The organism is Acinetobacter sp. LF10, from assembly GCF_048585715.1.
Taxonomy (GTDB): Bacteria; Pseudomonadota; Gammaproteobacteria; order Pseudomonadales; family Moraxellaceae; genus Acinetobacter.
Genome location: NZ_CP184160.1, coordinates 1563212 through 1590100, shown reverse-complemented (window position 1 = coordinate 1590100; position 26889 = coordinate 1563212). Strand labels below are relative to the sequence as shown.

Sequence of the window (26889 nt, the reverse complement as noted above, 5' to 3'; positions counted from 1 at the left end):
TAAATCAAACCTTTTTAATCAGATTTAAAAATATAAATACAACTGTTTTAATCAGTTTTTTAAATTAATTCATATTATTTTAGTTGGGTAATAATAACATTTTCAAAATTTAACCAAAATTTATTTAAACAATTGATTTTTATATAAAATATAAAATTAATTCAATTTAAAAGCCTTAAAGGTTTATTTTTAATAAATTTTAATTAATAATATGTAACATCTTTAAAAATATGAGGCGAAGTTCTATGAACATGAGTTCTCAAGATCCAAATCGAAGATTAATCAGAGAAATCACAATCATTCTTATTATTAAAGTTGTGCTTCTCATGGTGGTTAAACATATCTGGTTTGATGCCCCAACGATTCCAAAAGATTTTAACAATGAAGTTGCCGAGCGTATTGCTGGCGATATGTCCAAAACTCAGGAGACACGTTGATGATTTCTGAAAGCGTGGTCGATCTTTCGCGGTTCCAATTCGCAATGACCGCAATGTATCACTTTCTTTTCGTCCCTCTAACTTTAGGTCTAGCTTTTATTCTTGCCATCATGGAAACCACTTATGTGATTTCTGGTAAAGAAATTTACAAAGACATGACCAAATTTTGGGGGAAACTCTTCGGGATTAACTTTGCCTTAGGTGTAACTACTGGTTTAACGATGGAATTCCAGTTTGGTACCAATTGGGCTTATTATTCTCACTATGTAGGCGACATCTTTGGTGCACCGCTTGCAATTGAAGGCCTAATGGCTTTCTTCCTAGAATCGACTTTTATTGGTCTATTCTTCTTTGGCTGGGATCGTCTTTCTAAAGTTCAACACTTAGGTGTAACTTGGCTAGTGGCGATTGGCTCTAACATGTCAGCCTTGTGGATTCTCATCGCAAATGGTTGGATGCAAAACCCTGTTGGTGCCGCATTTAACTATGAAACCATGCGTATGGAACTTGTAGACTTCGGAGCGTTGATTTTCAACCCAGTCGCTCAAGTAAAATTCGTACATACCGTTTCTGCCGGTTATGTCACAGGTGCAGTTTTTGTACTCGCCATCTCAAGCTATTATATGCTAAAGAAACGTGATATGCCCTTTGCTCGTCGCTCTTTCGCGATTGCTGCAATTTTTGGTTTAGCTTCAACTTTCTGCGTCATTTTACTTGGTGATGAATCAGGTTATGAATTGGGTGATGTGCAAAGAACTAAACTCGCTGCAATTGAAGCTGAATGGCATACAGAACCTGCCCCAGCCGCATTTACCCTGTTTGGTATTCCTAACCAGAAAGAAATGCGTACCGATTATGCAATTAAAATTCCATATGTTATGGGAATCATTGCAACTCGCTCGACAGACAAAGAAGTTACTGGCTTACATGACTTGATGAAAGAGCATGAAATCCGTATTCGTAATGGTATGGTGGCGTATAGCGAATTAACAAAACTCCGTGCAGGCGATCAGTCCCCAGAGTTACTTGCATCATTTCAAAAAAATCAAAAAGACTTAGGCTATGGTCTGCTATTAAAGAAATATACACCGAATGTTGTTGACGCAACTGAAGAACATATCAAAGCAGCAACTAAAGATACCATTCCAAATGTCGCTGCATTGTTTTTCTCGTTCCGTGCGATGGTGGCTTCTGGTGCATTAATGTTATTACTTTTCCTACTGGCTGCGTGGTCAGTCGCTAAACGTAATGCCGAAACAAAACCGTGGTTACTTAAATTTGCTCTATTTGCTCTTCCACTACCATGGATTGCAATTCAAACAGGTTGGTATGTAGCTGAAGGTGGTCGTCAACCATGGTCTATTGGTGAAGTTTTACCAACACACCTCTCTGCATCTTCTTTAAGCACAGGTGATGTATGGGGATCAATTATTGCACTTGCTGCGTTCTATACGGTACTGCTCATTATTGAAATGTACTTAATGATCAAATTTGCTCGTTTAGGTCCAAGTTCGTTGCACACTGGTAAATATCATTTTGAAAAACTAGCTGCAAAAACTGGGGAGGCTCAATCATGATCGAATATGAACTCCTAAAAATTATTTGGTGGGTATTGGTTGGTGTATTACTGATTGGCTTTGCCCTCACCGATGGTTTTGATATGGGCTCAATGGCGCTGATGCCATTTGTAGGTAAAACTGATTCTGAAAGACGTGCTGCAATCAATACGATTGCACCACACTGGGATGGTAACCAAGTCTGGTTTATTACCGCTGGTGGTGCACTTTTTGCTGCATGGCCAATGGTTTATGCTGTCGCTTTCTCTGGAATGTATTGGGCATTACTACTCGTTCTATTTGCGCTATTCCTCAGACCCGTTGGATTTGACTATCGTTCTAAATTAGAAAATACGCAATGGCGTACTTCTTGGGATTGGGGTCTGTGCATCGGTGGTGCTGTACCAGCACTAGTATTCGGTGTTGCATTTGGTAACTTATTTTTGGGCGTACCATTTAGCTTAGACGATACCTTACGTTCTCAATACACAGGCAGCTTCTTTGCATTATTGAATCCATTTGCACTGATTTGCGGTATCGTGAGTTTGTCAATGTTATCTGCTCACGGCGGTGCATGGTTAATGCTTCGTACTGATGGTGATTTACATAACCGTTCGGCTAAAGCAACTCAAATTATGGCAATAGTATTCCTTATATGTTTCTTAGCGGCTGGCGCTTGGTTATTCTTTGGAAATATCTCAGGCTATAGTTATGCTACTGCTGTTAATACTAATGCTGCATTAAATCCACTTGCAAAAGAAGTTGTCACTAATACCAATCATGGTTGGTTAAACAACTATGCAACTTATCCAATTACTATTGCTGCACCGATTGTTGCAATTTTAGGTGCATTACTAGTGATCATTAGCGCAGCGAAACATAAAGCGGCTGTGAGTTTTACTGGTACAAGCCTGATGATTGTGGGTGCAATCTTAACCGCTGGTTTTGCATTATTCCCATTCTTATTACCATCAAGTATAGATCCAACGTCAAGCTTAACAATGTGGGATGCTGTTTCTAGTCACAAAACTCTAGGTGTAATGACTGTTGCTGCTTGTATTTTTGTTCCTCTCATTTTGATCTATACCTCTTGGTCTTATTACAAAATGTGGGGTGTCATCACTAACAAACACATTGAAGAAAATTCACATAGTTTGTACTAATGAGGAGATGTGAAATGTGGTATTTTGCATGGATTCTAGGCATTTTGATGGCATGCTTCGCAGGTGTACTCAGTGCTCTGTATATCGAACACCATCAAGATTTAGATGAGGAATAATAAAATGGCTGAAGCAATGACAACACCGAAGAATAGTAAAGCGCAAGTGCTTGCAATGACCGTTTCGTTTTTGTTGGCATTGCCGCTTGCTGCTATTTTATTGGTACACCCATCACTGATGTTAGATGCTAATGGTCACTATAACCACAGTATGCTGATGCTCGTCATGGTCGGAATTTCTGGTGGTTTTATTCATGGTGTTGGGTTTATACCAAGATTCTGGTTATGGAAATGGTTATTTAGTCCTTATATTGCATGGCCTCTGATGATCTTAGGTTATTATATTTGGATTGGTAATTAGTCCTTAACAAATCAAATAGAAAGAGGAAGCTATGCTTCCTCTTTTTTACTTCATAAGCACATTGTCATTACAAAGTAATGATGAACTATGAATAAAATTCCTATGATTCTGGTTATTGAACATCTTTTTAGTTTTTTTGGTACAAAGCTGATTGTATGGATATACACATACTCTCTGGGTTATTTACTAGAATAACTGTCAGTGGCGTAAGATAATTATTAGCAAAGAAATAAAGATAAAAAGCTTTTAAAAACCCATATGGTCTACCGCCTACCCCAATTTCATTTGTGTACTTGATATGATAAACATAAAGTTTTCTTTGTTCATTTAAGGCATCCGTTCCGTACAAACGAATAATCTCATGACGTGCTATATTTTTTAATCCTTCATCAGATTCATACTGATAGCAGCCTTTTTCCACTTCATGCATATCAGTTAATTGATAAACGTCTCTTTGACCCAACCATAAAAAATAATAAGCGATCAATAAAATACAAAGAGTGAAAATGACGATATATTTTCTTCTATTTTTCAAATTCCCCATGTTTGAACTCTCTATTTTTTTATTTAACATTCCTAACTAGCCTAATCAGAAAATGATAAAAATCCTAGACTATCGTGAAGTTATCTAAAAACTTGTTAAACTTCATCAAAGCTCTAAAAACAAAACACAATAGAATACAAATTTCTTATGCAATCACTTTTTCCATTTCAATCAGCTGAATTGGTACTAATGGTTGACCAACATCAGCATCTATAGGATAAGACTCTGTACGCCCTGTGATCTGATAACCACGACGTTGATAATATGCCATCAACTCAGTACGAACATCTAGAACATACATGATTAAGCGTCGAACACTCGAATAGTTCTGAGTAATATAAGTTTCAACATAGTTAAGCATTTCTCTGCCATAACCTAAATTTTGAATTGTTGGATCAATCGCAAAAGTACCTATCTCGATATAATCATCATTCAAACTTAATCCAATGCAACCAACCAAAGAACCTTGTTCATTTTCACCAACAAGTAATTCAAAATTTGATTGATTTAGCTCTATATTTAGTTGCTCTTTGGTAATACGTGTTCCATCTACAAATGCTTTTTCTGTCGTCCAACTTCGACCAGACTGAGCCCGATAAGCCAAATTGATTAATTCAACCAATTGCGCTACATCATAAATTTTTGCATTTTTAATATTTAAAGACATTTCTATTTTATACATTCAATAAAAAACCGATGATAACATCGGTTTTTTAAAATGGGCGAGTTAATTAGTTGGTTTGACCCGCTAACCAAGCCATAAATTTTTGGCGCTCAGCTTTAGATGCTTTCTGCCACAATTCTGCTAATTGTTGATCTGTGGTTTTTGCTGTACCGATTGCCGCTACTGTTGTTACTGCTACAGGCGCAGTTGCAACTACTTGTGATGTTGTTCCTGCATAAACAGGTGCAGGTTGATTCACGGTATTGTTCTTATTTTTTTGCGTTAGATCTAGCGTACGCCCAAGTAAACTACTACCTGTAAACCAAGGCTGTACTTCATTGTTAGCACCTGTTTGCTGCACAACAAGCTGCTTGTTTTGATCATATAAAGCAACAGTTGGTTGTTCAGCATATTTTTTTGCTTCACTAAAGTTCTTTGGAGCATTTATCAACGCTAAATTATACGCTTGATTGTCTTTCAGATCCGTTGCTTGAATTGTTACAACACCTGATTTAACAATATCATGCTCACCATTTAAATGATCAAAATATTCACGATAACGCACATTGACTGTTAGATTTCCAGCATCAACCTGATAGTTATTTTTCTTAGAAGGAATTAAACCATTATTTACTTCTTGACCATTTACCGCAAGAATCACGATTTCTTCAGGTGCAGTGATTGTGACTGCTGAAAAAACTGAACTACTTAACAATAACCCCAAAGCAGCAACACCAACTCTTAAAGACATTAGACTCTTCTCGATATAAACAATTTATTAAATCGTAAGCACTATGCTCTGCGATTATGACCATTTTATGACATAAAACAAAACTGTCTATTCCAACAATTTGCCTTTTTAAGATATATACATTAGTTTTAATGCTAAGCGCCATAGTTCTTTTGGCGAATACAAACCTTAAATAAAAAAAGAGCACATTGAGTGCTCTTTTTAGTGATACGTATATTTACTTAGTTAAAAGTTTTGAAACGTGCAGCATCATCCATATAGGTTTTTTCACCAGCAGCCGCTTCAATAGAACCGAATACTAACTGGGCACGTAATTTCCAGTTTGATGGAATATCAAAAGTTTCAGCCACTTCGGCATCCACGATTGGATTATAGTGCTGTAATGATGCACCAACACCAATTTCAGATAATGCAGTCCATGTTGCGAACTGTGCAATTGCACTTGAATGTTCAGACCAAACTGGGAAGTTATCCGCATACAATGCGAATTGCTCTTGTAAACCTTTTACAACATGTTGATCTTCATAAAATAACGCCGTACCAAAACCTGCTGAGAAACTATCAATTTTCGCGCTAGTATTTGCAAATGCTTCTGCTGGAACCATTTTACGTAAAGTTTCGCGAACAATTTCCCAAAATTTATGGTGTGATTCACCATATAAAGTTACAACACGTGAAGTTTGAGAGTTGAATGATGATGGGCTTTGTTTTACTGCTTCGCGAATTGTTTCTTCAATCGTTGCTTGGTCAACTGTAAGATTTTTACCAATTGCATAAATGGTACGACGTGATTTAATGCTATTTAGAAAGTTACTCATGTTGTTATTCCTACTATACCTTTAAGGCGTTATCTTGGATTGAATGTAGTGTATAACGATACATTTTTTAGGAATAGTCTAAAAAATATGACATATCGTTTTATTTTTGAAACAATACTATTTGTGAACTATAAAAAAACTCCACATTGAGTGGAGTTCTTTTAACGTAAACTAATTACTTATCAGTTTCAAATAATGCCGCAACAAATGATTTTGCTGAGAATGGGCGTAAATCATCAATCTTTTCACCGACACCGATATAACGAATTGGCACATGGGTACGGCTCGCGATATTAAATAACACACCACCTTTCGCTGTACCATCAAGTTTAGTAATCGTAATACCCGTTAAGCCAACCGCCTCATCAAACAGTTGTACTTGGTTAATTGCATTCTGGCCTGTCCCCGCATCTACAATTAACATAATTTCATGCGGTGCAGTTGCATCGATCTTCTGCATCACACGTTTAACTTTTTTCAACTCTTCCATAAGATTTGATTTATTTTGCAAACGACCTGCTGTATCTGCGATAAGAACATCTATACCCTTTGCACGCGCACTTTCAAAAGCATCAAAGATAACCGATGCACTATCAGCACCATGCCCCTGAGCGACAACTGGAATATCGTTACGTTCACCCCAAATTTGTAGTTGCTCAGTCGCTGCAGCACGGAAAGTATCACCTGCCGCTAGCATGACTTTTTTACCTTCACCTTGTAAACGTTTAGCCAGTTTACCAATCGTAGTCGTTTTACCTACGCCATTTACACCCACCATTAAAATCACATAAGGCGATTTATTTGGATCGATATGTAATGGTTTTACACGTGGCGCAAGTAATGCAACCAACTCTTCTTGTAATGCTTTGTAGAGCGCATGCGAATAAATTAAATCTCCACGCGCAGTTCTTTCAGTAAGATTCGCGATAATAGTTTTGGTCGCATCGACACCAATGTCGGCGATGAGTAGCTGTTCTTCAACTTCTTCTAATAACTCATCATCAATTTCTTTGCCACCAATTAAGATATTGACCATACCATCCGTAAAACTACGACGCGTTTTAGTCAAACCATCCTTCATACGACCAAAGAAACCCGTTGACTTGGCTTCTTCTGTAACAGCAGGGACAGATGTTTCTTCCACAACTACAGATGATGGCGTTTCAACAATATTTTTAGCTATTGGCTCAATAATGGGAACATCGACAGCAGGTAAACTTGGTAATGTGACATCGTCATCTCCGATATCGGCATTTATCAAGAATTTATTTTGCATATTCGATTGCTGTTGCATGTCGATTCCTTGAGAAAAAAAGCAGCTTTTTTAAAGATAGTCAGTCTAGCACAAATTGATTTCTTTTTCCTGACTAAGGCAAACTGTTCATTTATAAATAGAAATGAGTCGATTAAAACTTATTCATCTTCTTGTGCCATCGCTGGGTACTCTTTGATTCGACTAGATTCAAATTGATAAGAGTTCAAAAGCTTTAAATAATCTTCACGGCGAATCTGAGAATTTTCCAGTATATGTACTGCCATTTGTTGTGTTTTAGGATGACTGGCTTGCTGTGAAAACTGAAGTACTTGTTGATATTGCAAAGGGTTAACAGGAAGTTTCAATGCATAAAATGCGAGGATAAAAATAGACAAAATAATGATACTGACCAAAGCATTATAAAATTGGTCAATTTTCAACCTCAACTTGGATTGTAGAACTTTATGTTTAGAAATTATAGACAGCATAATCTACCTCGAATTAGATGTAGTGTATGTGTCTAGCTCGCTGAGAACAAGTGTAGCGTTCAATAATTCACCGCTAGTAAGTTTATTGAACGCTCATATGATATTAATCAACTCATCAGCGAACGGACAAAAGCGAAATATAAAATAAATGCAATAATCACAAGTGCCAAAAATATAGCAAACATCCCTACACCACTTTCAGCATCAGCTGGATGTAAATCATCATCATCAGCAATACGTTTCAACTCGCCATTGTAAATATCATAAAACCGATCTTTTTGTTCAGGGCTTAAATGACTTGCGAAATCGTAAACTCTTTTACGCTGTGCTAAACAATAGTCACCTAAGTGAATCTCCTGATGAAAGATTGCCTCATCGAGTAATTTACGGTGATGGTGAGCTAAAGCAATAATTTGGCTTTCTGCTGGCGGTACATCAAAGCTGAAGCCATCAATTACATTTGACATATTATTCTCCTTATCGATTTCTATTATTTTCACTTTGATTTTACTTAAAAATATTTGCGAGAAGTGTTTAATCGTGTAAGCTTACAAATTAAATAAAGACACGCAATATACTTGACAATTCAAGTAATGTTGTCATAATTATTTCATAATTCAGAGTTATAGTGACTTAAGTTCAAAGTAAAGTATCTTTGAATAGAATCTGAAGTAATCATAATTAAAATAAGGAGTTATATATGATTCAGCATTTTACACAACATGAACTAGAGCATGTGTATGCCAATGCAGTAAATACAATTCAATCGCAAAAAAACTTTCTAGATGCTGTGAAAGAGCTTGAACAAGTAGCTCAAGCAGGTCACGGTAAAGCAGCATTATTTTTAGCGGAACTGTATTATCAAGGTTTTCGAGTAGAACGTGATTCTTTGAAAGCTCAATATTGGCAAAAGTTAGCAACAATGCAAGCATAAGAAAACGTCACTCAGGTGGCGTTTTTTAATACCTCCTTAAAACGTACAACATCACTCCCTCCCACGGTCTAACTTGCGCTGCATCAAAGCTTTGATTTGCTCAGGTAGTGTTAACTTTAATAAAAAAATATTTCTAGAGTCTTTCTGAATTGCTTTTATCTGATGCAAAGATTGAATAATCAAGATGATATTTTGACCCAAAAGAATATTTGCTTACGATTTAGATCAATTGTTTAAACATAAATGCCATATAAATTTCTTATAATTAAACATGAGTTTAAATAAAATTAGTTTACGAACATGTATCGTTTTAATAATTTCCAACCAGTATCACGCGAGTTGATGATTAAAATTTCAATTCTAAAAACAATGATGTATTGTGGCGTACTTTGGGGTTTATATCATCAAGGTTGGGCAATCAAGTCCGATCACGATGGTCATGTATTCCCGTTTTGGTTGAATGGCGTACAAGCACACCGTTATGCAAAATCAAATTGGAAAAATTATAAACCACGTAAAATTACACCTAAAGATTTTCATGAATCACTATTACCAACCTTAACGCGTTTACAAGTAGAGCCTGCTTTATTTAATTCTTCGCATCGCAAATTCAAACTTTCGACACAACAAATGCAGCATTTCTTTTTTATGCCAGAACCAGTTATGGCGTAATAAATTTGCCCACCAATCATGATGACTTTTTAGACATTCACAAGAGAAAGTTATCATTGTTGTGCATTTAGGACTTTGCAATTAAAAAAAATACCGTTAAGTTAAATGAAAATGACAATACAACAGAGGTAGATAAACAATGACAAGCGTTGCCCAAGTCATCAAAAATAAAGCTGTACAATCAATTTTTACAATTTCGCCAAATGCGACTGTACTTGAAGCAATTAAAATTATGGCGGACAAAGGTGTAGGTGCACTGGTGGTTGCAGAAGATGAAAAAGTGGTTGGAATTTTCTCTGAACGTGACTATACCCGTAAGATCGCCTTGATGGAACGCACCTCAGAAAGCACACTTGTCTCGGACATTATGACATCCAAGGTCATTTCAGTCGGCTTGAACCATACGGTAGAAGAATGTCTACAGCTCATGACCGATCGTCATTTACGTCATTTACCTGTATTGGATCAAGAAAAGTTGGTGGGTTTTATCTCAATTGGTGACTTGGTGAAAGCAGCAATGGAAGATCAACGTATCCTGATTGAACAGCTTCAACAATATATCTCTGGTTAATTCTATAAAAATAAAAAAACAGGGCAATTCACTACCCTGTTTTTTATTTTAAAAACCCAGAACTATGCCTTTAGAAAGTTCTGGATTGCAGGCACAAGACGTTGCAACAGCTCATCTGCCTGAGCTTGCGTCATGTTGAGTGTGGGTAACAAACGAACCACAGAACCCGCCGTGACATTGATAATCAATTTATATTGATCACGGGCAATCGCAACAAGTTCAGCACAGTCTTTTGGTAGCTGAATACCAATCATCATACCAAAACCACGCACCTGTACATTGTAACCAGCCAATTGCGCTTTGAGTTGATTCACGATATAGGCACCGACAGTGGCAGCATTTGCGACCACATTCTCTTTTTCAAGTGTATCCAGTACCGTATAGACCACACGCGAGCCCAACACTGTGCCACCATAGGTTGAACCGTGGCTGCCTGCACCCAGTAAACCGATCGCTTTACCCTGAGTCATCACCGCCCCAATTGGAAAACCATTACCCAAACCTTTGGCTGTGGTCATCACATCAGGAACGATACTGGTGTGCTGATAGGCAAAATATTTACCTGTACGCCCATTTCCAGTCTGGATTTCATCCAGCATCATCAACCAGTTATGCTGATTACATAACGCACGGACTTCTTCCAGATAGCTAAAGCCTTGCGGTGCGGTGTTCACTCCACCTTCCCCCTGAATCGGTTCAATCAGGATTGCAACAATATCAGGATGATGGATTGCCGCTTCCTGAATCGCTTCGACATCCCCAAACGGTACACGGATGAAGCCCTGAACCAACGGCGCAAACCCCTCCTGAACCTTTTTATTTCCTGTCGCAGACAAGGTGGCCAGTGTACGGCCGTGGAAAGACTGTTCAGCAACCAAAATCTTTGGATTGACAATCCCTTGCTGGGAACCAAACTTACGCGCAATTTTAATCGCACCTTCATTTGACTCAGCACCACTATTGGAGAAAAAGATCTCTTCCATTCCAGAAACTTCAGCAAGTTTCTGGGCAGCGGCAGTTTGCCAAGGAATTTCAAATAAGTTACTGGTATGAATCAAGGTTGCAGCCTGTTCAGCAATCGCTTCCGCTATCACAGGATGAGCATGACCCAATCCACACACGGCAATCCCCGTCAAGGCATCTAAATATTCTGTCCCATCTGCCGTATATAGATACGCCCCTCGTCCTCGTACAAAGCTGATCGCTTGGCGACCATAAGTTGCCATAAGATGTGATGGTTGATCAGGTTGCACAGGAGCAAGAGTGATATTAGTCATAACAAACTCAATCTATCATTAGTTGTGGTGAAAAAAGTTATATAAGCAAAAACTTGAGTAGATTGAAAGCTCAAACTCACATTTATATAAGAAAAATCTTTAGCAATAGCCGCAAAACTGTTTTTCAGTATATAATTTACGAAGATTAGTTGAGGATCTATCTATGACGGAACAAGCGCGTGATACAGTAGCGTTAATTCGTGATCAAATTGCGAAACACCCTGTTTTACTTTACATGAAAGGCACTCCACAATTTCCGCAATGTGGTTTTTCTGCGCGTGCAGTTGAAGCACTTAGCCAAATTGGTCGCCCATTTGCCTATGTAAATATCTTGGAAAATCAAGATATTCGTACAACATTACCTCAAATTGCTAACTGGCCTACTTTCCCACAATTATGGGTAAACGGCGAGCTCATTGGTGGTAGCGATATCATGCTTGAAATGTTCCAAAATGGTGAGTTAAAGCCATTAGTTGAACAGTATAGCCCTGCTCCTGAAGCATAAGCTAAAAAATGAAAGCCAATCAAATGATTGGCTTTTTTATTACAATGAGTTTTAGTTTAAGCTAAAACCAACATACCGAAACATACCTTCCACCCCTAAATCGGCTTTGTAAATTTGCATGTTTGGATAGTCTGCCTGAGTGATCGTCTCATAAATATTCATACTTGGATCTTCATGAATTTCATCAACCGACTGTGGTAGAACTTCTTCAAAACGATCAGCAATAAATTCAAAACCTAAATCCATAGCCATGAATAAAGTATGCTCACACGGCTGAACATACTGTTCTTGTTCCCAATCTAACACAGCTTGATGACAATATGGACATGCAATGTTTTGAGTCGCATCGATCACGTTTATAAGTTGGTATGTCATAATTTTAAAGCATAGAAAATTTGGATTTAGTTTAAAAGAATACGATCTGTGAATCTATCTGAATAACAGGGATTTAAATTATGGCAACACTTGAACAAGCGATTTCACTAGCAGCAAAACAACATGAAGGGCAAGTAGATAAAGCAAATGCCCCTTATATATTACATCCATTAAGAGTCATGTTAAATACTCCTACAATTGAACATAAAATTGTGGCCGTTTTACATGACATTTTAGAAGATACAGAAACAACGATTGAAGATTTATACCAATTCGGTTTTCAAGAGCATATCATTGACGCAATCGTCGCACTCACTAAAAAACAAGGAGAAACTCGTCTAGAAGCAGCTCAACGAGCGCGACAAAATCCAATCGCACGTGTTGTTAAATTAGCAGATATCAATGACAATATGGACTTATCTCGCATTCAATCACCAACAGTCAAAGATTTTGAGCGTTTGAAAGAATACCAACAGGTTCGAGATTTATTATTACTCCAAAATGTTTAATAATCTCTTTTATAATGATTCACTCTAATCACAAAAGCTGGAGTTTATAGCGTAATGCTAACGGATTTAGATGATTTTTATTGCTTTGCCCTTGTTGTCGAACATGGTGGTTTTAGTGCGGCTGAAAGAGCAACTGATATTCCTAAATCCAAATTAAGTCGTAGAGTTTATAATCTCGAAGAACAGCTGGGTGTACGCTTAATTCAACGTAGTTCACGACACTTTGCCGTTACCGATATTGGTATGGATGTTTATCGTCATGCTCAAGTGATGATGAATGCTGCTCAAGCTGCACATGATGTTGTCAATCACTTAAGTAGTGAACCACGCGGTGTAATTAAAGTCAGTGTTCCAGTTGATATTGCACAAAATCAAATGGCGAAAATATTACCGAGCTTTTTAAAGAAGTACCCTGAAGTTCGGGTTCAAATGATGGTAAGCAATCGCAGAATTGATGTAATTAACGAAGGCGTTGATCTCGCCTTACGTGTTCGCTCTAAGCTAGACGATGACCCTAATTTAGTTTTGCGTCAGTTTACAGCAATTGAGCAACGTCTATTTGCTAGTCAAGCTTATTTAAATGAATTCGGTCATTTAACAACGCCAGAACAATTATCTGAGCATCGTATTATCAGTATGTCCGAAGAACATCTAGATCAACACTTTTTATTATTTGGACCTGAAAATCAACAAAAGAAAATTAAAGTAAATCCTGTCATTATGGGTTCGAATTTGTTGATGCTTGCGGAATTGGCAAGTCAAAATTGTGGAATTGCTTTATTACCAGATAGTATTGCACAAGATTTCACAAAATCAGGGCAATTGGTCAAAGTTTTACCTGAATGGACTGCCCCACATGGTATTTTCCATGCCGTTTATCCGTCACGTAGAGGTCTATTACCCGCTGTACGAGTCTTTATCGATTATTTAGTAGAACAATTAACAGAATCACCGAATAAAAAAAGAGCTTGAATCATTCAAGCTCTTTTTTAAATATATTACACCGCTGGATAGTGTCCTGTTCCATTTGGCCAAGGCGTTAACAACTCAAAACCATCATCAGTAACAACAACCATATGTTCCCATTGCGCTGATAAGGACTTATCTTGTGTCACCACAGTCCATCCGTCATTCAGTTCTTTCACATGTCGTTTACCAGCATTCACCATCGGTTCAATCGTAAATACCATACCCTTTTTCAAGGTCATACCCTGTCCTTTTTGACCATAATGCAAAATATTCGGCTGTTCATGATAGATACGACCAATACCATGACCACAATATTCTCGGACAATACTATAACCTTCACGTTGCGCAACGGATTGAATTGCATAACCAATATCACCGAGTGTCGCACCTGGTTTTACCGTATGAATCCCTGCAAGCATGGCTTCATAAGTTGTTTCCACCAGTTTCTTGGCTTCTGGGCTCGGCTCGCCCACAAAATACATGCGGCTGGTATCCCCAAAATAACCATCTTTGATTACAGCAACATCGATATTTAATATATCTCCTTCTTGCAAAATTTTCTTTGCGGAAGGAATTGCATGGCACACTTCTTCATTGACTGAAATACATGTCGTCTTGGTAAAACCGTGATATCCCACATTGGCTGGAATCACCTGCAAAGTATTTACGATATAGTCGTTGCAAATATCGTCTAAATATTCAGTTGAAACGCCAGGCTTAATATAATCACCAATCATTTCTAATACTTGTGCCGCTAAACGTCCTGAGATACGTAATTTCTCAATATCTTGCTCAGATTTAATCGTCACAGTAGAAGCTCTCATTCGAGATTTTCCTTATTTAAATATAGGTTAATGCAACATGCAGATTCATTTTTGTACTGCATCTCGTATTTCAACAGTTGTACGCTGTCGTACAAAAATCTTCAATCGTTTTAAGATTGAACGGTTGCTATTATTTTACATTTAATTTCAATCGGCATCATAGTAAAAAAGTATAAAGGGCTATATTTTTTACTTTTAAAATCTTTTCAATAAATTAAGTTTACCAATGCTAATTATATGATTTTAATCAGTTCTTATTAGACAAAAATAAACCAAATTTCACATAAAATTAGTTTCAAATGACTACAAATTTGTTCTAGAATCCGCACTTTTATTTTATACCTCCCTTTTATGAACCATCTTCGTACAGGAGATATTATTGCTCTCGGTTTCATGACCTTTGCACTCTTCATCGGTGCTGGCAATATTATTTTCCCCCCTATCGTTGCGCAACAAGCAGGTGAGCATGTTTGGCTCGCTGCTTTTGGATTCTTAATTACCGCAGTCGGTCTACCTGTAATTACCATTATGGCTTTGTCTCGTATGCAAGGCTCTATTGAAATTATCAGCTCGCCACTTGGACGCTTTTTTAGCTTACTCCTCACGATTGTCTGTTATTTGTCTGTTGGACCATTATTTGCCACACCACGTACTGCAACTGTTTCTTATGAAATAGGATTTGCTCCATATTTTGGTACATCAAATAGCAGTCTACTGATTTATAGTGTTATTTATTTTACACTTGTCACTGTGATCTCGCTTTACCCGAATAAATTATTAGATACAGTAGGTCACGTCTTAGCTCCTTTAAAAATTGCTGCTCTAGCGGTTCTTGGTATTGCAGCAATCCTTATCCCTACTGGCTATATTTCTCCACCAATCCATAAGTATGTGACTAGTCCTGTTTCTGAAGGCTTCGTAAACGGCTATTTAACGATGGATACTTTGGGTGCCTTAGTATTCGGTATTGTGATTATTCAAGCGATTCAGTCTCGTGGAGTGACAGATTCAAAGCTGATCACCAAATATGCGATTATCGCGAGTTTAATTGCTGGTGTAGGTTTAACCCTAGTATATATCAGCCTATTTAAACTTGGATTAGGTAGCCATGAAGTTGCGGCGAATGCAGCGAATGGTGCAGTAATTCTGCATGCTTATGTACAACACGCCTTTGGTGATCTAGGTTCGTTGTTTTTAGCTGGTTTGATTTTTCTTGCCTGTATGGTAACTGCAATTGGCCTTACCTGTGCATGTGCAGAATATTTCACTGAATTAACAGGCTTACCGTATAAATTATTAGTTTTTATCTTAATTGGATTTTCATTATTAATTTCTAATTTAGGCTTAACAAAACTAATTGCGTTCTCTGTTCCAGTGTTGAGTGCAATTTATCCACCAGCGATTGTTGTGATTATGATGAGTTTCTTCTGGAAATATTGGAATAAACCTTCAACTGTCGTGAGCTCTGTTACTGCTGTTGCTTTTCTTTTTGGCATTATTGAAGCACTCAAAGCGGCTGGATTCTCTGAACAACTCCCTCAATTCATTAATAATTTACCGTTGAATGAACAGAACCTTGCTTGGTTATTACCTTCATTGGTCGTACTCGTTATCGCAATTGCTGTAGATCGATTCTCTAGCAGTACTGCTTCTCAAAATTAAAATGATTTGTCGTTAAAATAATGTTTTACCCAAACATAATTTTAGCTATACAAAAAATGTTCTTTTATCCAACTTACATTTTTTGTTTACGACAAATTATTTTTTATCTTATTTGTATCTACCTCTACCCGTATTATTCAAACTGTATTTGATCTGAATAACAAAAACATCTTTTCAGCAACTTTTTCAAATTGTAAAAAACCAACACCATTATTCATAATAAAAATAACCTTAATACACCTAAAAAATGTTCAATCTATATAGAAATCAATACATTCATAAATTTATTTAAAAAATAGTGAAATTAGCTATTGAAATACTAAAAAAATCAAAGTACAACTTTAATCTTAATTCTGACAAAAACGATTAGGTTTTGTCATCACTACTCAAGGAGGGATGGAGATGTTCTCATTACATTTCAACAAGCAAGTCTTCATTGACACTCTAAAGACCAATGATTCCATCGTATATGCAATTACGACATTTGCCTTAATGGCGACGCTGTTATTGCAAGGCACTATTAAGGGTAATTTAAAACCTGAATATTTTGCATACGCTTTAATCGTCTCTTTAGCCTTTTGTACGTGGGGGATTATTGATCGAAAGTTTCGACAGATAAGTGCTGAGCGCCAAAAGAATTTTTAATATAAGAAATGGATGAGTAATCATCCATTTTTCTAACTGGTAAATTTTAAGATTGTTCCTAATAGTAATACTGCTGTAGCACCTAATTCGACCATTATTAAACTCAACATTAAAAATGTCATACACCATCTTGGAATCGACCACTGCCCTAAGGTATGCGGTTGCTTAAACTGATTCGTTGTATCTTTTAACATTCCATGAATGATATAGACCAAAATCGACATTGAGAAAAAGAATAAATTCGCCACAACGCAAAATAGACTCAAACTATCCGATAAACTTGTAAAATAACTTAATGCAGCCAAGATTAAACTCGCAGCGGCATAAAGCAAACTACTGCGATGTGCAATATCGACATAATAATGTGCACGTGCAAGCTCTGTATTTCTAATTTGATAATACTTCCAAACACCAGTTAGCATCCCTACCCAAAGAAATATCCCACTAAAAATGATCGCCAATTGGGTTGCACTGGTTAAAATTAACATTCCCTTTTCCCTAAATTGTTTTTCCAAAAATAGCTATATTACATAAAATTTGACTTTTAAGTCATCTTTTAAACGAGTTTCTTTTTAGAACTTGTATAGACTGGAAATATGTCTAGACAAGAGTATTACTCAAATGACTACATTTGAATCATTTTGGATCAGTTGTAAAGATGGTTACCAACTTGCAGCACAGTATTATCCAGCAAGTGATGCAACTAAACCATTTCCGATTCTTATTTGTCCAGCAACAGGTATTACCAAAGGTTTTTATCACTCATTTGCTGAATGGTTAAATCAACAAGGCTATAAGGTCTTAAGTTTTGACTTTAGAGGAATAGGTCAATCTTTACATGGGCCACTTAAAAATTCGAATGCCAGTATCAATGATTGGGGTTTATTAGATATCCCAGCAGCCATCGAAACCCTCTTGAATCGCGCTCAAGCTAAACAAGTGATTATTTTGGGACATAGTGCTGGTGGTCAATTACTTGGAATCAATCCTGACCATCAAAAAGTTGCTAAAGTTGTCGCAATCGCTGGTTCAACGGGTTATGTAAAAGGCTTAAAAGGAAAAACTAAACTTCTTGCTCCATTAATGTTTAATGTCATTTTTCCAGTATCCAGTGCTATTAAAGGATACGGCGCAACACAATTTATTGGTATGGGTGAAAATTTACCTAAAAATGTAGCAAAACAATGGGCTGAATTTTGCAGTCAACCTGGTTATGTCATGAATGCAATTGGTAAAAGTATTTTTGCTGATTATCACCAAGAGATTGTCTGTCAGATTACATCAATTTGGGCAAGTGATGATGAAATCGCAACACAGGCAAATGTTAAAGATTTACTCAGACTTTATCCTAATGCTCAAACCAATTTGATTGAATTGAAACCACAACAATATGGTTACAAACAAATTGGACATATGCTGATGTTCAAAAAATCACATCAGAAATTATGGCCCGTATTAGAAAAAGAATTGAGAATGTAATCCCTAAACTCACAGTTTTACCCTTTTGCGCATCTAAATTTGCAATCCTATTTAGATGCGCCTTTTTAATTTACAATTATTTACATAAACCATAAATGACATAACTAAGTAGAAGTTTTTTACAATGAATTATTTTTTAACAATATAAAATTAAATAATAAAACTATATTTGTATTCTTTTTAAGCAGATTAGTTAACTAATAGTGATTAAATGTGATAAAGAATGTATTTATTCAACTTTTTTAGCAGCACTATGAATTTTAATTTTTAACCAAATTTTAAATTCAAATATATGTATTTAATTTGTTTTTTTAATTATTTTATTTTACAAATGTAATAATTTCACGATTATATGACATTTTAGACAGAATCTTTTAGAAAAAAGTCACGTCATGATTTGTATTTATTTTCTACAATACATTTGTTCTACAAATAAGCTACAATGCAACACTGTAGAAATACAATTGGGGTAAAATGGATAGGTAAGAGCATCATTAATAACAGTTTTATGTAGTTTACATGATGATACCCCTATCTTAAGCAAAGATGGTTATACAACCATTTTTAGGAAGATTTGTTATAAACGGAATGTTAGAAAAATTAGATTTCATCATTTTTCTAGCGTATAAATTGTAGACATTTCATGGAATCTCGGAGTTGCATCTAACAACTCTGTGTAACAAGCATAGGAAATAACTTAATGCCTAAAAAATATGCGCGTTTTTTACCTACATCAGAAACATTTAACTTAGAAGACTTTCCTTATTTCTGGATTTCTCAAGTAAATGCACAGTACGTTCAAAATATCGATAACGTACTTAAGAAGTATGGTTTAGACAACTCTCGCCGTCGTATTTTAATTGCATTGAATGTCAAGCCACATGCAAGCGTTTCTGAACTTTCAGACATGGTGATTTCTAAAATGTCTACAACGACCAAGATCGTATATCGCCTTAAAGATGAGGGATATATTGAAACTTATTCATGTAAAGAAGATGGTCGTATTACCCGCGTTTATCTTACTGATAAGGGTACAGAAATGATCACTAAAATTAATGATTTAACTTCTGTAATCTTAGAGCAATCATTTGATGGATTAACGCCGTTGCAAATCGAAAAGACGATGGAAATTTTAAAACATATGTTTAAAAATCTTGCTCGTTGATTAATCAAATATATAAAAAGGTTTCTTGTTAGAAACCTTTTTTATTTAGAAAAGATCAAACATATTTAACTGAGGTGTTTGTTTTGCTATTTTTGCCTTAGGTACATGTGAACATTCAAACTCTTCTACTGGAAATCCCTGCATAAATTGAATCATTTGATGTGGTTGTTTTAAACTCAGCCAATCATCAAGGTGGTCATGTGGAATAATGACGACTGATCGTTTGATATCCCCAGGTTCATGCAACTCTTTCATCATCGGATGGTCTATTGCATCCATCGTAAGCATCGCTGCGGAACGAATAATTTCATTCTCGATTTTGCAAATTTCATAAAGTGCTGCAATATAAAATGCTTTGCCATCTTTACGCCGTACGCCCCATCGTTGTGGTTTATTTTCAATATATTTACTTTCATAAAACTCAGTGACTGGAATTATAGCGAACTTGCATTTATAAGCTGCCTCCTGAAAGCTTGGTTTCTCAAAAATGGTCTCATGTCTAGCATTATAAGCACGTTTAGAGCTGTTAATATCCTCTGCCCATTTCGGCACTAAACCAAATAATACTTCTCGCCACTCCAATCCATGTTCAGATTTAAATAATAATGGTGTTTTATAACTTGGATAAACCTAATCAGTATAATCAAAAGGAATAAGCGGTAGTTCAAGCTGTTGCAATTGTTCAAGTGTTACTGGTTTGTAGTTAGCGCACATAAAATCACAAGCACCTTATTTAATAAAAAAAGCCCCCGAAGAGGCTTTTTATTTTAGATGAAATTAATCACCTGTATAACCTTTTAGTTTTAAACGTGCAGCGTGTAACAATGGCTCTGTATAACCAGATGGTTGCTCAGCGCCTTTGAAGATCAAATCAGCAGCAGCTTGGAATGCGATACCATCAAAATTTGGTGCCATTGGCGTGTAAAGTGGATCATTGGCATTTTGCTGATCAACAATCACAGCCATACGTTTAAGCACTTCTTCAACTTGTTCTTTCGTTACGATACCGTGACGCAACCAGTTTGCAACGTGTTGAGAAGAAATACGTAAAGTTGCACGATCTTCCATTAAACCAACGTTATTGATGTCTGGAACTTTAGAACAACCTACACCTAGATCAACCCAACGTACAACATAACCCAAGATACCTTGACAGTTATTTTCAAGCTCATTGTTTAACTCTTCAGCCGTCCAGTTTGTTTCTGGTGCAAAAGGAGGAGTTAGCAAGTCATCTAAAGACAACATTGATTCAGCAAGCAATTCATCTTGACGTGCTTTTACATTGATTTGGTGGTAATGCATGGCATGAAGTGCAGCGCCTGTAGGTGATGGAACCCATGCACAAGAAGCACCCGCATTTGGATGAGCTGTCTTAGTCGCCAACATATCTTTCATGCTATCTGGTTTTGGCCACATGCCTTTACCAATTTGCGCTTTACCTTGTAAACCACATGCTAAACCAATTGCAACGTTACGGTTTTCGTAAGCAGCAATCCATTTTTGCGCTTTAACAGCTTCTTTACGTACCATTGGCGCTGCTTCCATAGACGTATGGATTTCATCACCCGTACGATCCATGAAGCCTGTGTTAATGAAAATTGTACGGTCTTTTGCAGCAGCGATACAATTTTTCAAATTAACTGAAGTACGGCGTTCTTCATCCATGATACCAATTTTGAGTGTTTTCGCAGGTAGACCAAGTGCTTGTTCTGCACGCTCAAATAATTCAACTGCAAATGCAACTTCTTCTGGACCATGCATTTTTGGTTTAACGATATACATAGAACCTTTACGAGAGTTCTTATTTTCGTTTTCACCACGAATATCTGTAATTGTAAGTAATGGAGTAACTAATGCATCCATGATACCTTCAAATACTTCTTGACCTTCTACAAGGATCGCTGGGTTAGTCATTAGATGACCAACGTTACGAAGAAGCATTAATGAACGACCATGTAGCGTTGTAGTACCGCCAATTAAGTTCTGAACTGTACGGTCTTTGTTTAATGCACGAGTAATAGTTTTACCATTTTTCTCGATTGACTCTTGCAAGTCACCTTTCATTAAACCTAACCAGTTACGATAGCCTTCAACTTTCTCTTCTGCATCAACAGCTGCAACAGAATCTTCTAAATCTTGGATCGTTGTAATAGCAGCTTCTAGAGTTAAATCTTTAACGCCAGCCGCATCAGTTTTACCGATTGGGCTATTTGCATCGATATCGATAATAACGTGCAAACCATTATTTAATAAAACGATTTCAGTTGGATTTGCAGCATCGCCATTAAAGCCAACAAATTGAGCTTCATGAGCCAAAGAGGTTGTTGAACCATCCTTTAAAGTCACAACTAAACGATTGTGATCAACTGCATACTTAGTTGCATCGGCATGAGAGCCTTGAGCAAGTGGGAATGTTTGATTAAGGAAATCTTTAGCGAAAGCAATTACCTTATCGCCACGGACTGGATTATAGCCTTTACCTTTCTCTGCACCATTTTCTTCAGAAATTACATCTGTACCGTAAAGTGCATCGTATAATGACCCCCAACGTGCATTCGCAGCATTTAAGCAATAGCGTGCGTTACGTACTGGTACAACAAGCTGAGGACCAGCTAATAATGCAATTTCTTCGTCTACATTTTCAGTCGTTACTTGGAAATCAGCAACTTCTGGTACTAAGTAACCAATCTCAGTTAAAAATGCTTTATACGCATTTAACTCAAATTCATTATTACGATGCCATTCATCAATCTTAGCTTGAATTTCATCACGCTTCGCTAATAGTGCCTTATTCTTTGGGCTAAGATCGACAACGACTTGCTCGAAATTTTTCCAGTAAGTTTCACTGTCTAAACCAGAGCCTGGTAAAGCTTCATTTTCGATGAAATCGTAAAGTTCTTTAGCAATCGCTAGCTTGCCTTGTTGAATACGTACAGTCATTGTCTTTCCTGATGATGCTAACTTTTTATAACAAGAAACCTAGTATACCGATTTATACTAGCCTGAATAGTAATATCACATTGCTAAATAGTAAGCATTTTCTTAGCTTAAGTATTGACAAATATAATTTTTATAAACACTAAAACCAAGTTTTGATCTAGCTACTTCTATTCTGCGACATACTCACTTTTTAAAACTCATTTAGTTATAACAAAATTCAATTAAGAATAAAGCTTTCTCTATATGAATTTATAAAAAAGGCATTCCCTAGAATGCCCTTAAAATTTATGAGGTTTTTGAAACTTGAATTTGGCGATGTTCTGAGTGCAGATAATCATCCGATTGCATTTCCAATAAACGTGAACGAGTTCGTTCAATTTCAAATGCTAATCTTTCACCTTCATAGAGATCAATAATCGAATCTTCTGAGGTTAAAAGCAGCTTCACACCACGATCATAAAACTCATCGACTAAATAGATAAAACGACGTGTTCCTTCAGAAAGGAAATCCGTTAAATGTGGTACGTTACTCACCAGTACCGTATTATAAATATTAGCAATTTCAATAAAGTCGGCAGGGCTACGTGGCTTAAAACATAACTCAGAAAATTCACACCACAATACATCTTCAGTATGACCCAAGGTTTCTACAATTCGGTTATTAATCATAATTGGGGTATTAGAAAGCGTTTGTGTGTGTGTCAGCGCTTGAAAACGCTCATACATCCATGATTGCGCATCATGACTCAAAGGATGCTTAAACAATTGAGCCTGCTTCAAAACACGTAAACGATAATCAACACCAGCATCTACATTCAGAACCGTACAGTTTTTCTGGACTAATTCAATTGTTGGCATAAAACGGTCACGATGGATACCATTTTTATATAAACCTTCTGGTGCAATATTAGAAGTCGCAATCAGCGTGATACCACGTTCAAATAACTTTTGAAATAAATCGCTAATAATCATTGCATCAGTGACATTTGATACAAAGAATTCATCAAAACAAATGACAACCGCATTTTTATAAATCTGATCAGCAACAGAATCTAATGGATTACGTTGACCTGAAAGCTTATTCAATTCTTTATGCACATTTTGCATAAAATGATGGAAATGCATGCGGGTTTTACGGCGAAATGGAACTGAGTCATAAAATTGATCCATCAACCATGTTTTCCCACGTCCTACACCACCCCACATATAAACACCTTTTGGGTAGGTTTGACGACGGAAACGTCTAAATGCTTTCTTTGAGGCTTTATAACGTGTGAGTAACTCTTTCCATACTCGATCTAACTCTTGCACTGCCTGAGCTTGAGCTTCATCTGGCATGAATTGACCTGATTCAATTGCTTGAGCATAACGCTCTACAGGTGAGATCGGCATAAATGAAGTGTTATGTGAGTCTGGTTTAGAATTTGACATAAGGTGTTATTACAATTTTAATTGGTGAAAATTATATCGAACATTGAGTCCAAAGACATTAGATTTTAGGCTTAATTATCATGCAGTTTAAACATCATAATGTACCATTCTTTTACCATTTAATGATTTCGATTATATTGGCGTGGGCTTTGACCAAACCAGCGTTTAAAAGCATGATTAAACGCCGCAGGCTCAGAATAACCGAGCATTTCTGCAACTTGTTCTATCGAATATGCACTATCTTCAATAAATTTTAATGCCTTCTGCTTAATTAATCTTTCGCGAATTTCTTTATAACTCGTTTGTAGTTGCTGCAATTTATGTCTTAGAGTCCTCTCAGGAATCTTTAATGCACATGCTGTTTCGGACATCGTGGGTATTACACCATTTTGCATTTCAAGATACTCCTCGACATATTCTAAAATGGTCAACTTTGCACGGGTACTTCGTTCTAATTTATTCAGATCTTGTAGGCATTTTTCTTCATAAACACGATAAGTAAGAGCATCAGCAGATGGAATTTTTATATTTAAAATATCAGTATTTTCTAGAATAAAAGAGGCATGCTGACATTCAAATTTTACATCTAGACCATAATAATCTTGATAAGCCCCTATTAACTCTAATTCTTTAGGTGTTTTAAAAGGTAATTCAATACGAATACTAGGGATTTCAAGCCCCATCATCTTAAAAATATCTTGTAGAAATTTATATGTACCAGATATTTCACATTGAGCACGAAATAATCCTAAATGCGTATTTAAATCAATTGGTTGATAATGCAAATGGATGTAATCTTTTTTAATATTTAGCTGTAATGAACCAAATAGATGTGTCAATTGTTGAAAACGTACACCATTTAATAGCGCGTTATGTAAAGTATCACTTGTGACAAGTAGCATCAGGAATGGACCATACCCTGCAAGTGCATAATGCTGTCCAATCACTAAACCTTGTTCTGGGGAAATATCCTGACTAATATATTGTAAGATGTCCGATTCAATTTCATCAGCAATGATCGAATTCGGATCTAAAGCATCGGCGAGAATTCCCATATCTGCTAAACGAGCATCTACATCTATGCCGACATGACGCATGCCCTGAATTAAATACATCAATCCGAGGATAGATCTCTTCATAATTCTGAATGCAGTTCCCAAAACCTTAATGTTGTACTATAAAAAAACACAGAAATGAATTGCCGAAATGATCAAGTTCTGCGTCTATATAATCATATTTAATCTCCATAAAACCTTTAAACTTGCACGAAATTTAGATGTATAGGGCATGGACTATGCGTGATGTAACCCAAAATGCTATTCAAAAAACCAAAGTTGCAATTATCGGTGCAGGTTTTGGTGGTTTAGCAATGTCTATTCGACTATTACAAAGTCAAATCAAAGATTTTGTAATTTTAGAAAAAACCAATGACGTTGGTGGCACATGGCGTGAAAACCAATACCCAGGCGCAGCGTGCGATGTTCAATCACACATGTATTCACTTTCGTTTGCTCCCAAAACAGATTGGTCAAAACGTTACGCTGAAGCTGATGAAATTTTTGAATATATTCAAGATATTACTCAGCAATATAAATTAAAAGATTATTGCAAATTCAATCATGAAGTTACTCATGCTGAGTTTGACGAAAATCGTAATGTTTGGTTATTAGATTTTAAAGATCAACCATCCATTGAAGCTCAGTTTGTTATTTTTGCTTCTGGTCCCCTACACGTTCCACAAATTCCTCACTTAAAAGGCATTGAAAAATTTAAAGGCAAAGTTTTCCATTCTTCACAATGGGATCACAAATACAGCTTAGAAGGCAAAGCCGTTGCTTCTATTGGTACGGGTGGTAGCGCAATTCAATATATCCCCGAGATTGCACAAGAAGTGAAACAGCTTTATGTATTCCAACGTACCGCAGCATGGGTCATTCCACGTGATGAACGTAAATATTCACAATTAAGCAAGTCTTTGTTTAAAGCATCTAATATTTATCGTCAAATTCATCGTACTCGCTTGTATTGGACCAACGAATCACGTGTAGTACCTATCGTACAACCACAGATCATGAAATATGGTCAAAAACTTGCTGAAGCGTTCATTCGCTTCCAAGTGAAAGACAAAGCATTAGCTAAAAAGCTGACTCCTGATTTTGTCATGGGTTGTAAGCGTATTTTGATTTCAAATAAGTACTTCCCTACATTCAATCGTAAAAATGTTGAATTAATTACCGATGGTGTTCAAGAAATCACAGCAAACGGCATTATCACCAAAGATGGTAAAGAGCGTCAGATTGACTGTTTGATTTATGGTACAGGCTTTATTACCGATCCACGCATTTACTTAAAGCATTTCGATTGCGTTGGTCGTAATGGAATCGAACTTAAGCAAGCTTGGAAAGATGGTGCGGAAAGCTACTATGGTATTAGTACGAAAAACTTCCCTAACCTATTCCAACTCTTAGGTCCAAATACGATTTTAGGTCATAACTCTGTTATTTTCATGATTGAATCTCAAGTAAACTATATCTTGCAATTGATTCAAACTGTGGACAAAACAGGATCTCAAGCTGTTGAGATTAAACAACAGGTACAAGATCAATTTAATGATCGTGTGCAGGAACAACTCAAAGGAACAGTTTGGCAAGCAGGCGGATGTAGCAGTTGGTATCAAGCAGCTGATGGTAAAAACTTCTCATTATGGCCAACATATACTTGGAAATATTGGTTAGAAACACGTAAAGTAAATGTCGCTGACTATAATTTTATTCATACAGCAACAAATGCAAAAAACAATGCAGCTTAATCAATAATTCTTCATAATAAGCAGGTTAT

General features: G+C 36.5%; 30 protein-coding genes and 1 pseudogene. 16 read left to right on the top strand and 15 right to left on the bottom strand.

Annotated elements, in window-relative coordinates; all coding sequences use genetic code 11:
- Window positions 1-245 precede the first annotated feature (245 nt).
- The 5 genes from cydP to ACN19N_RS07680 are packed head-to-tail and all read left to right on the top strand — an operon-like array spanning window position 246 to window position 3573.
- Window positions 246-437 (top strand): cytochrome oxidase putative small subunit CydP, encoded by a 192-nt coding sequence (gene cydP, locus ACN19N_RS07700; protein ID WP_004677296.1) that lies wholly within the window; start codon window positions 246-248, stop codon window positions 435-437.
- A complete protein-coding gene (locus tag ACN19N_RS07695) occupies window positions 437-2014 on the top strand; it encodes a cytochrome ubiquinol oxidase subunit I (RefSeq protein WP_005160020.1) in 1578 nt (525 codons plus the stop codon). The genes cydP and ACN19N_RS07695 overlap by 1 nt, the downstream gene beginning before the upstream one ends.
- The gene (cydB, locus tag ACN19N_RS07690; protein ID WP_269239570.1) at window positions 2011-3156 is read left to right on the top strand and encodes a cytochrome d ubiquinol oxidase subunit II; all 1146 of its coding nucleotides are present in this window, start codon (window positions 2011-2013) and stop codon (window positions 3154-3156) included. Before ACN19N_RS07695 ends, cydB begins: the two co-directional genes overlap by 4 nt.
- Window positions 3157-3170: 14 nt before the next feature.
- Window positions 3171-3272, top strand: a complete 102-nt coding sequence (gene cydX / locus ACN19N_RS07685) for a cytochrome bd-I oxidase subunit CydX (protein WP_002120988.1) — start codon at window positions 3171-3173, stop codon at window positions 3270-3272.
- A gap of 4 nt (window positions 3273-3276) precedes the next feature.
- Window positions 3277-3573: a cyd operon YbgE family protein gene (locus ACN19N_RS07680; protein WP_005160016.1), complete on the top strand. Its 297-nt coding sequence runs from the start codon at window positions 3277-3279 to the stop codon at window positions 3571-3573.
- Window positions 3574-3700: 127 nt separating this feature from the next.
- Here the strand turns inward: ACN19N_RS07680 and ACN19N_RS07675 are convergent, their stop codons facing one another.
- The 7 genes from ACN19N_RS07675 to ACN19N_RS07645 all read right to left on the bottom strand — a co-directional run bounded on the left by ACN19N_RS07675 (window position 3701) and on the right by ACN19N_RS07645 (window position 8560).
- Entirely contained in the window at window positions 3701-4147 is a 447-nt protein-coding gene (locus ACN19N_RS07675; protein ID WP_420002325.1) for a hypothetical protein, read from the bottom strand.
- A 115-nt stretch (window positions 4148-4262) separates the two neighbouring features.
- Window positions 4263-4784 carry a GNAT family N-acetyltransferase gene (locus tag ACN19N_RS07670; RefSeq protein ID WP_420002324.1) on the bottom strand — a complete coding sequence of 174 codons (522 nt, stop codon included), beginning with the start codon at window positions 4782-4784 and terminating at the stop codon, window positions 4263-4265.
- A 64-nt stretch (window positions 4785-4848) separates the two neighbouring features.
- Window positions 4849-5532: a DUF2057 family protein gene (locus ACN19N_RS07665; RefSeq protein WP_420002323.1), complete on the bottom strand. Its 684-nt coding sequence runs from the start codon at window positions 5530-5532 to the stop codon at window positions 4849-4851.
- A gap of 221 nt (window positions 5533-5753) precedes the next feature.
- Entirely contained in the window at window positions 5754-6350 is a 597-nt protein-coding gene (locus ACN19N_RS07660) for a nitroreductase family protein (protein WP_420002322.1), read from the bottom strand.
- Between the two features lie 175 nt (window positions 6351-6525).
- The gene (ftsY, locus tag ACN19N_RS07655) at window positions 6526-7644 is read right to left on the bottom strand and encodes a signal recognition particle-docking protein FtsY (RefSeq protein WP_420002321.1); all 1119 of its coding nucleotides are present in this window, start codon (window positions 7642-7644) and stop codon (window positions 6526-6528) included.
- 119 nt (window positions 7645-7763) lie between these two features.
- Complete coding sequence (locus ACN19N_RS07650; protein WP_420002320.1) at window positions 7764-8093, bottom strand: hypothetical protein; 330 nt, start codon at window positions 8091-8093, stop codon at window positions 7764-7766.
- 107 nt (window positions 8094-8200) lie between these two features.
- The gene (locus ACN19N_RS07645) at window positions 8201-8560 is read right to left on the bottom strand and encodes a hypothetical protein (protein WP_005160009.1); all 360 of its coding nucleotides are present in this window, start codon (window positions 8558-8560) and stop codon (window positions 8201-8203) included.
- 233 nt (window positions 8561-8793) lie between these two features.
- On the opposite strand from ACN19N_RS07645, the gene ACN19N_RS07640 reads away from it, so the two are divergent.
- The 3 genes from ACN19N_RS07640 to ACN19N_RS07630 all read left to right on the top strand — a co-directional run bounded on the left by ACN19N_RS07640 (window position 8794) and on the right by ACN19N_RS07630 (window position 10270).
- Entirely contained in the window at window positions 8794-9027 is a 234-nt protein-coding gene (locus ACN19N_RS07640; RefSeq protein ID WP_004662320.1) for a hypothetical protein, read from the top strand.
- Window positions 9028-9327: 300 nt separating this feature from the next.
- Window positions 9328-9699, top strand: coding sequence for a DUF2750 domain-containing protein (locus tag ACN19N_RS07635; protein ID WP_004662322.1), 372 nt, complete (start codon window positions 9328-9330; stop codon window positions 9697-9699).
- 139 nt (window positions 9700-9838) lie between these two features.
- A complete protein-coding gene (locus ACN19N_RS07630) occupies window positions 9839-10270 on the top strand; it encodes a CBS domain-containing protein (protein WP_005159997.1) in 432 nt (143 codons plus the stop codon).
- A gap of 62 nt (window positions 10271-10332) precedes the next feature.
- On the opposite strand, the gene ACN19N_RS07625 is transcribed toward ACN19N_RS07630, so the two are convergent.
- A complete protein-coding gene (locus ACN19N_RS07625; protein WP_087546918.1) occupies window positions 10333-11547 on the bottom strand; it encodes an aspartate aminotransferase family protein in 1215 nt (404 codons plus the stop codon).
- A 163-nt stretch (window positions 11548-11710) separates the two neighbouring features.
- Between ACN19N_RS07625 and grxD the strand changes: the two genes are divergently transcribed.
- The gene (grxD, locus tag ACN19N_RS07620; RefSeq protein ID WP_004662328.1) at window positions 11711-12052 is read left to right on the top strand and encodes a Grx4 family monothiol glutaredoxin; all 342 of its coding nucleotides are present in this window, start codon (window positions 11711-11713) and stop codon (window positions 12050-12052) included.
- 51 nt (window positions 12053-12103) lie between these two features.
- Here grxD and ACN19N_RS07615 read toward each other — a convergent pair whose 3' ends face one another.
- Complete coding sequence (locus tag ACN19N_RS07615; RefSeq protein ID WP_420002319.1) at window positions 12104-12427, bottom strand: hypothetical protein; 324 nt, start codon at window positions 12425-12427, stop codon at window positions 12104-12106.
- 80 nt (window positions 12428-12507) lie between these two features.
- Here ACN19N_RS07615 and ACN19N_RS07610 point away from each other — a divergent pair, with 80 nt between their 5' ends.
- Entirely contained in the window at window positions 12508-12936 is a 429-nt protein-coding gene (locus ACN19N_RS07610; protein WP_420002318.1) for a guanosine-3',5'-bis(diphosphate) 3'-pyrophosphohydrolase, read from the top strand.
- 54 nt (window positions 12937-12990) lie between these two features.
- Window positions 12991-13908, top strand: a complete 918-nt coding sequence (locus tag ACN19N_RS07605; protein WP_005216426.1) for a LysR family transcriptional regulator — start codon at window positions 12991-12993, stop codon at window positions 13906-13908.
- A gap of 26 nt (window positions 13909-13934) precedes the next feature.
- Here ACN19N_RS07605 and map read toward each other — a convergent pair whose 3' ends face one another.
- The gene (gene map / locus ACN19N_RS07600; protein ID WP_005216427.1) at window positions 13935-14729 is read right to left on the bottom strand and encodes a type I methionyl aminopeptidase; all 795 of its coding nucleotides are present in this window, start codon (window positions 14727-14729) and stop codon (window positions 13935-13937) included.
- A 351-nt stretch (window positions 14730-15080) separates the two neighbouring features.
- Between map and brnQ the strand changes: the two genes are divergently transcribed.
- Together brnQ and ACN19N_RS07590 are read left to right on the top strand one after the other, a co-directional pair.
- Window positions 15081-16391: a branched-chain amino acid transport system II carrier protein gene (gene brnQ, locus ACN19N_RS07595; RefSeq protein ID WP_087535832.1), complete on the top strand. Its 1311-nt coding sequence runs from the start codon at window positions 15081-15083 to the stop codon at window positions 16389-16391.
- 402 nt (window positions 16392-16793) lie between these two features.
- Complete coding sequence (locus ACN19N_RS07590; RefSeq protein WP_005159983.1) at window positions 16794-17036, top strand: hypothetical protein; 243 nt, start codon at window positions 16794-16796, stop codon at window positions 17034-17036.
- Between the two features lie 32 nt (window positions 17037-17068).
- Here the strand turns inward: ACN19N_RS07590 and ACN19N_RS07585 are convergent, their stop codons facing one another.
- A complete protein-coding gene (locus ACN19N_RS07585) occupies window positions 17069-17524 on the bottom strand; it encodes a hypothetical protein (RefSeq protein WP_420002317.1) in 456 nt (151 codons plus the stop codon).
- 133 nt (window positions 17525-17657) lie between these two features.
- Between ACN19N_RS07585 and ACN19N_RS07580 the strand changes: the two genes are divergently transcribed.
- Together ACN19N_RS07580 and ACN19N_RS07575 are read left to right on the top strand one after the other, a co-directional pair.
- A complete protein-coding gene (locus ACN19N_RS07580; protein WP_293735084.1) occupies window positions 17658-18515 on the top strand; it encodes an alpha/beta fold hydrolase in 858 nt (285 codons plus the stop codon).
- Window positions 18516-19215: 700 nt separating this feature from the next.
- Entirely contained in the window at window positions 19216-19680 is a 465-nt protein-coding gene (locus tag ACN19N_RS07575; protein ID WP_004662340.1) for a MarR family winged helix-turn-helix transcriptional regulator, read from the top strand.
- A 45-nt stretch (window positions 19681-19725) separates the two neighbouring features.
- On the opposite strand, the pseudogene ACN19N_RS07570 reads toward ACN19N_RS07575, so the two are convergent.
- From ACN19N_RS07570 to ACN19N_RS07555, 4 genes and pseudogenes are all read right to left on the bottom strand, one after another.
- Window positions 19726-20394 (bottom strand): annotated as a pseudogene (locus ACN19N_RS07570) (SOS response-associated peptidase).
- Window positions 20395-20457: 63 nt separating this feature from the next.
- The gene (locus tag ACN19N_RS07565) at window positions 20458-22620 is read right to left on the bottom strand and encodes a malate synthase G (RefSeq protein ID WP_269228089.1); all 2163 of its coding nucleotides are present in this window, start codon (window positions 22618-22620) and stop codon (window positions 20458-20460) included.
- Window positions 22621-22905: 285 nt separating this feature from the next.
- Window positions 22906-24051: a cell division protein ZapE gene (gene zapE, locus ACN19N_RS07560; RefSeq protein WP_420002316.1), complete on the bottom strand. Its 1146-nt coding sequence runs from the start codon at window positions 24049-24051 to the stop codon at window positions 22906-22908.
- Between the two features lie 119 nt (window positions 24052-24170).
- The gene (locus ACN19N_RS07555) at window positions 24171-25190 is read right to left on the bottom strand and encodes a helix-turn-helix domain-containing protein (RefSeq protein ID WP_420002315.1); all 1020 of its coding nucleotides are present in this window, start codon (window positions 25188-25190) and stop codon (window positions 24171-24173) included.
- Window positions 25191-25345: 155 nt separating this feature from the next.
- Between ACN19N_RS07555 and ACN19N_RS07550 the strand changes: the two genes are divergently transcribed.
- On the top strand, window positions 25346-26860 hold the full coding sequence (locus ACN19N_RS07550) for a flavin-containing monooxygenase (RefSeq protein ID WP_269239554.1): 1515 nt from the start codon (window positions 25346-25348) through the stop codon (window positions 26858-26860).
- Window positions 26861-26889: the final 29 nt, after the last annotated feature.

Excerpts from the sequence above, each read along its gene's own strand:
- cydP (WP_004677296.1), top strand. The coding sequence starts at position 246 with ATGAACATGAGTTCTCAAGATCCAAATCGAAGATTAATCAGAGAAATC.
- ACN19N_RS07695 (WP_005160020.1), top strand. The coding sequence starts at position 437 with ATGATTTCTGAAAGCGTGGTCGATCTTTCGCGGTTCCAATTCGCAATG.
- cydB (WP_269239570.1), top strand. The coding sequence starts at position 2,011 with ATGATCGAATATGAACTCCTAAAAATTATTTGGTGGGTATTGGTTGGT.
- cydX (WP_002120988.1), top strand. The coding sequence starts at position 3,171 with ATGTGGTATTTTGCATGGATTCTAGGCATTTTGATGGCATGCTTCGCA.
- ACN19N_RS07680 (WP_005160016.1), top strand. The coding sequence starts at position 3,277 with ATGGCTGAAGCAATGACAACACCGAAGAATAGTAAAGCGCAAGTGCTT.
- ACN19N_RS07675 (WP_420002325.1), bottom strand. The coding sequence starts at position 4,147 with ATGTTAAATAAAAAAATAGAGAGTTCAAACATGGGGAATTTGAAAAAT.
- ACN19N_RS07670 (WP_420002324.1), bottom strand. The coding sequence starts at position 4,784 with ATGTCTTTAAATATTAAAAATGCAAAAATTTATGATGTAGCGCAATTG.
- ACN19N_RS07665 (WP_420002323.1), bottom strand. The coding sequence starts at position 5,532 with ATGTCTTTAAGAGTTGGTGTTGCTGCTTTGGGGTTATTGTTAAGTAGT.
- ACN19N_RS07660 (WP_420002322.1), bottom strand. The coding sequence starts at position 6,350 with ATGAGTAACTTTCTAAATAGCATTAAATCACGTCGTACCATTTATGCA.
- ftsY (WP_420002321.1), bottom strand. The coding sequence starts at position 7,644 with ATGCAACAGCAATCGAATATGCAAAATAAATTCTTGATAAATGCCGAT.
- ACN19N_RS07650 (WP_420002320.1), bottom strand. The coding sequence starts at position 8,093 with ATGCTGTCTATAATTTCTAAACATAAAGTTCTACAATCCAAGTTGAGG.
- ACN19N_RS07645 (WP_005160009.1), bottom strand. The coding sequence starts at position 8,560 with ATGTCAAATGTAATTGATGGCTTCAGCTTTGATGTACCGCCAGCAGAA.
- ACN19N_RS07640 (WP_004662320.1), top strand. The coding sequence starts at position 8,794 with ATGATTCAGCATTTTACACAACATGAACTAGAGCATGTGTATGCCAAT.
- ACN19N_RS07635 (WP_004662322.1), top strand. The coding sequence starts at position 9,328 with ATGTATCGTTTTAATAATTTCCAACCAGTATCACGCGAGTTGATGATT.
- ACN19N_RS07630 (WP_005159997.1), top strand. The coding sequence starts at position 9,839 with ATGACAAGCGTTGCCCAAGTCATCAAAAATAAAGCTGTACAATCAATT.
- ACN19N_RS07625 (WP_087546918.1), bottom strand. The coding sequence starts at position 11,547 with ATGACTAATATCACTCTTGCTCCTGTGCAACCTGATCAACCATCACAT.
- grxD (WP_004662328.1), top strand. The coding sequence starts at position 11,711 with ATGACGGAACAAGCGCGTGATACAGTAGCGTTAATTCGTGATCAAATT.
- ACN19N_RS07615 (WP_420002319.1), bottom strand. The coding sequence starts at position 12,427 with ATGACATACCAACTTATAAACGTGATCGATGCGACTCAAAACATTGCA.
- ACN19N_RS07610 (WP_420002318.1), top strand. The coding sequence starts at position 12,508 with ATGGCAACACTTGAACAAGCGATTTCACTAGCAGCAAAACAACATGAA.
- ACN19N_RS07605 (WP_005216426.1), top strand. The coding sequence starts at position 12,991 with ATGCTAACGGATTTAGATGATTTTTATTGCTTTGCCCTTGTTGTCGAA.
- map (WP_005216427.1), bottom strand. The coding sequence starts at position 14,729 with ATGAGAGCTTCTACTGTGACGATTAAATCTGAGCAAGATATTGAGAAA.
- brnQ (WP_087535832.1), top strand. The coding sequence starts at position 15,081 with ATGAACCATCTTCGTACAGGAGATATTATTGCTCTCGGTTTCATGACC.
- ACN19N_RS07590 (WP_005159983.1), top strand. The coding sequence starts at position 16,794 with ATGTTCTCATTACATTTCAACAAGCAAGTCTTCATTGACACTCTAAAG.
- ACN19N_RS07585 (WP_420002317.1), bottom strand. The coding sequence starts at position 17,524 with ATGTTAATTTTAACCAGTGCAACCCAATTGGCGATCATTTTTAGTGGG.
- ACN19N_RS07580 (WP_293735084.1), top strand. The coding sequence starts at position 17,658 with ATGACTACATTTGAATCATTTTGGATCAGTTGTAAAGATGGTTACCAA.
- ACN19N_RS07575 (WP_004662340.1), top strand. The coding sequence starts at position 19,216 with ATGCCTAAAAAATATGCGCGTTTTTTACCTACATCAGAAACATTTAAC.
- ACN19N_RS07565 (WP_269228089.1), bottom strand. The coding sequence starts at position 22,620 with ATGACTGTACGTATTCAACAAGGCAAGCTAGCGATTGCTAAAGAACTT.
- zapE (WP_420002316.1), bottom strand. The coding sequence starts at position 24,051 with ATGTCAAATTCTAAACCAGACTCACATAACACTTCATTTATGCCGATC.
- ACN19N_RS07555 (WP_420002315.1), bottom strand. The coding sequence starts at position 25,190 with ATGAAGAGATCTATCCTCGGATTGATGTATTTAATTCAGGGCATGCGT.
- ACN19N_RS07550 (WP_269239554.1), top strand. The coding sequence starts at position 25,346 with ATGCGTGATGTAACCCAAAATGCTATTCAAAAAACCAAAGTTGCAATT.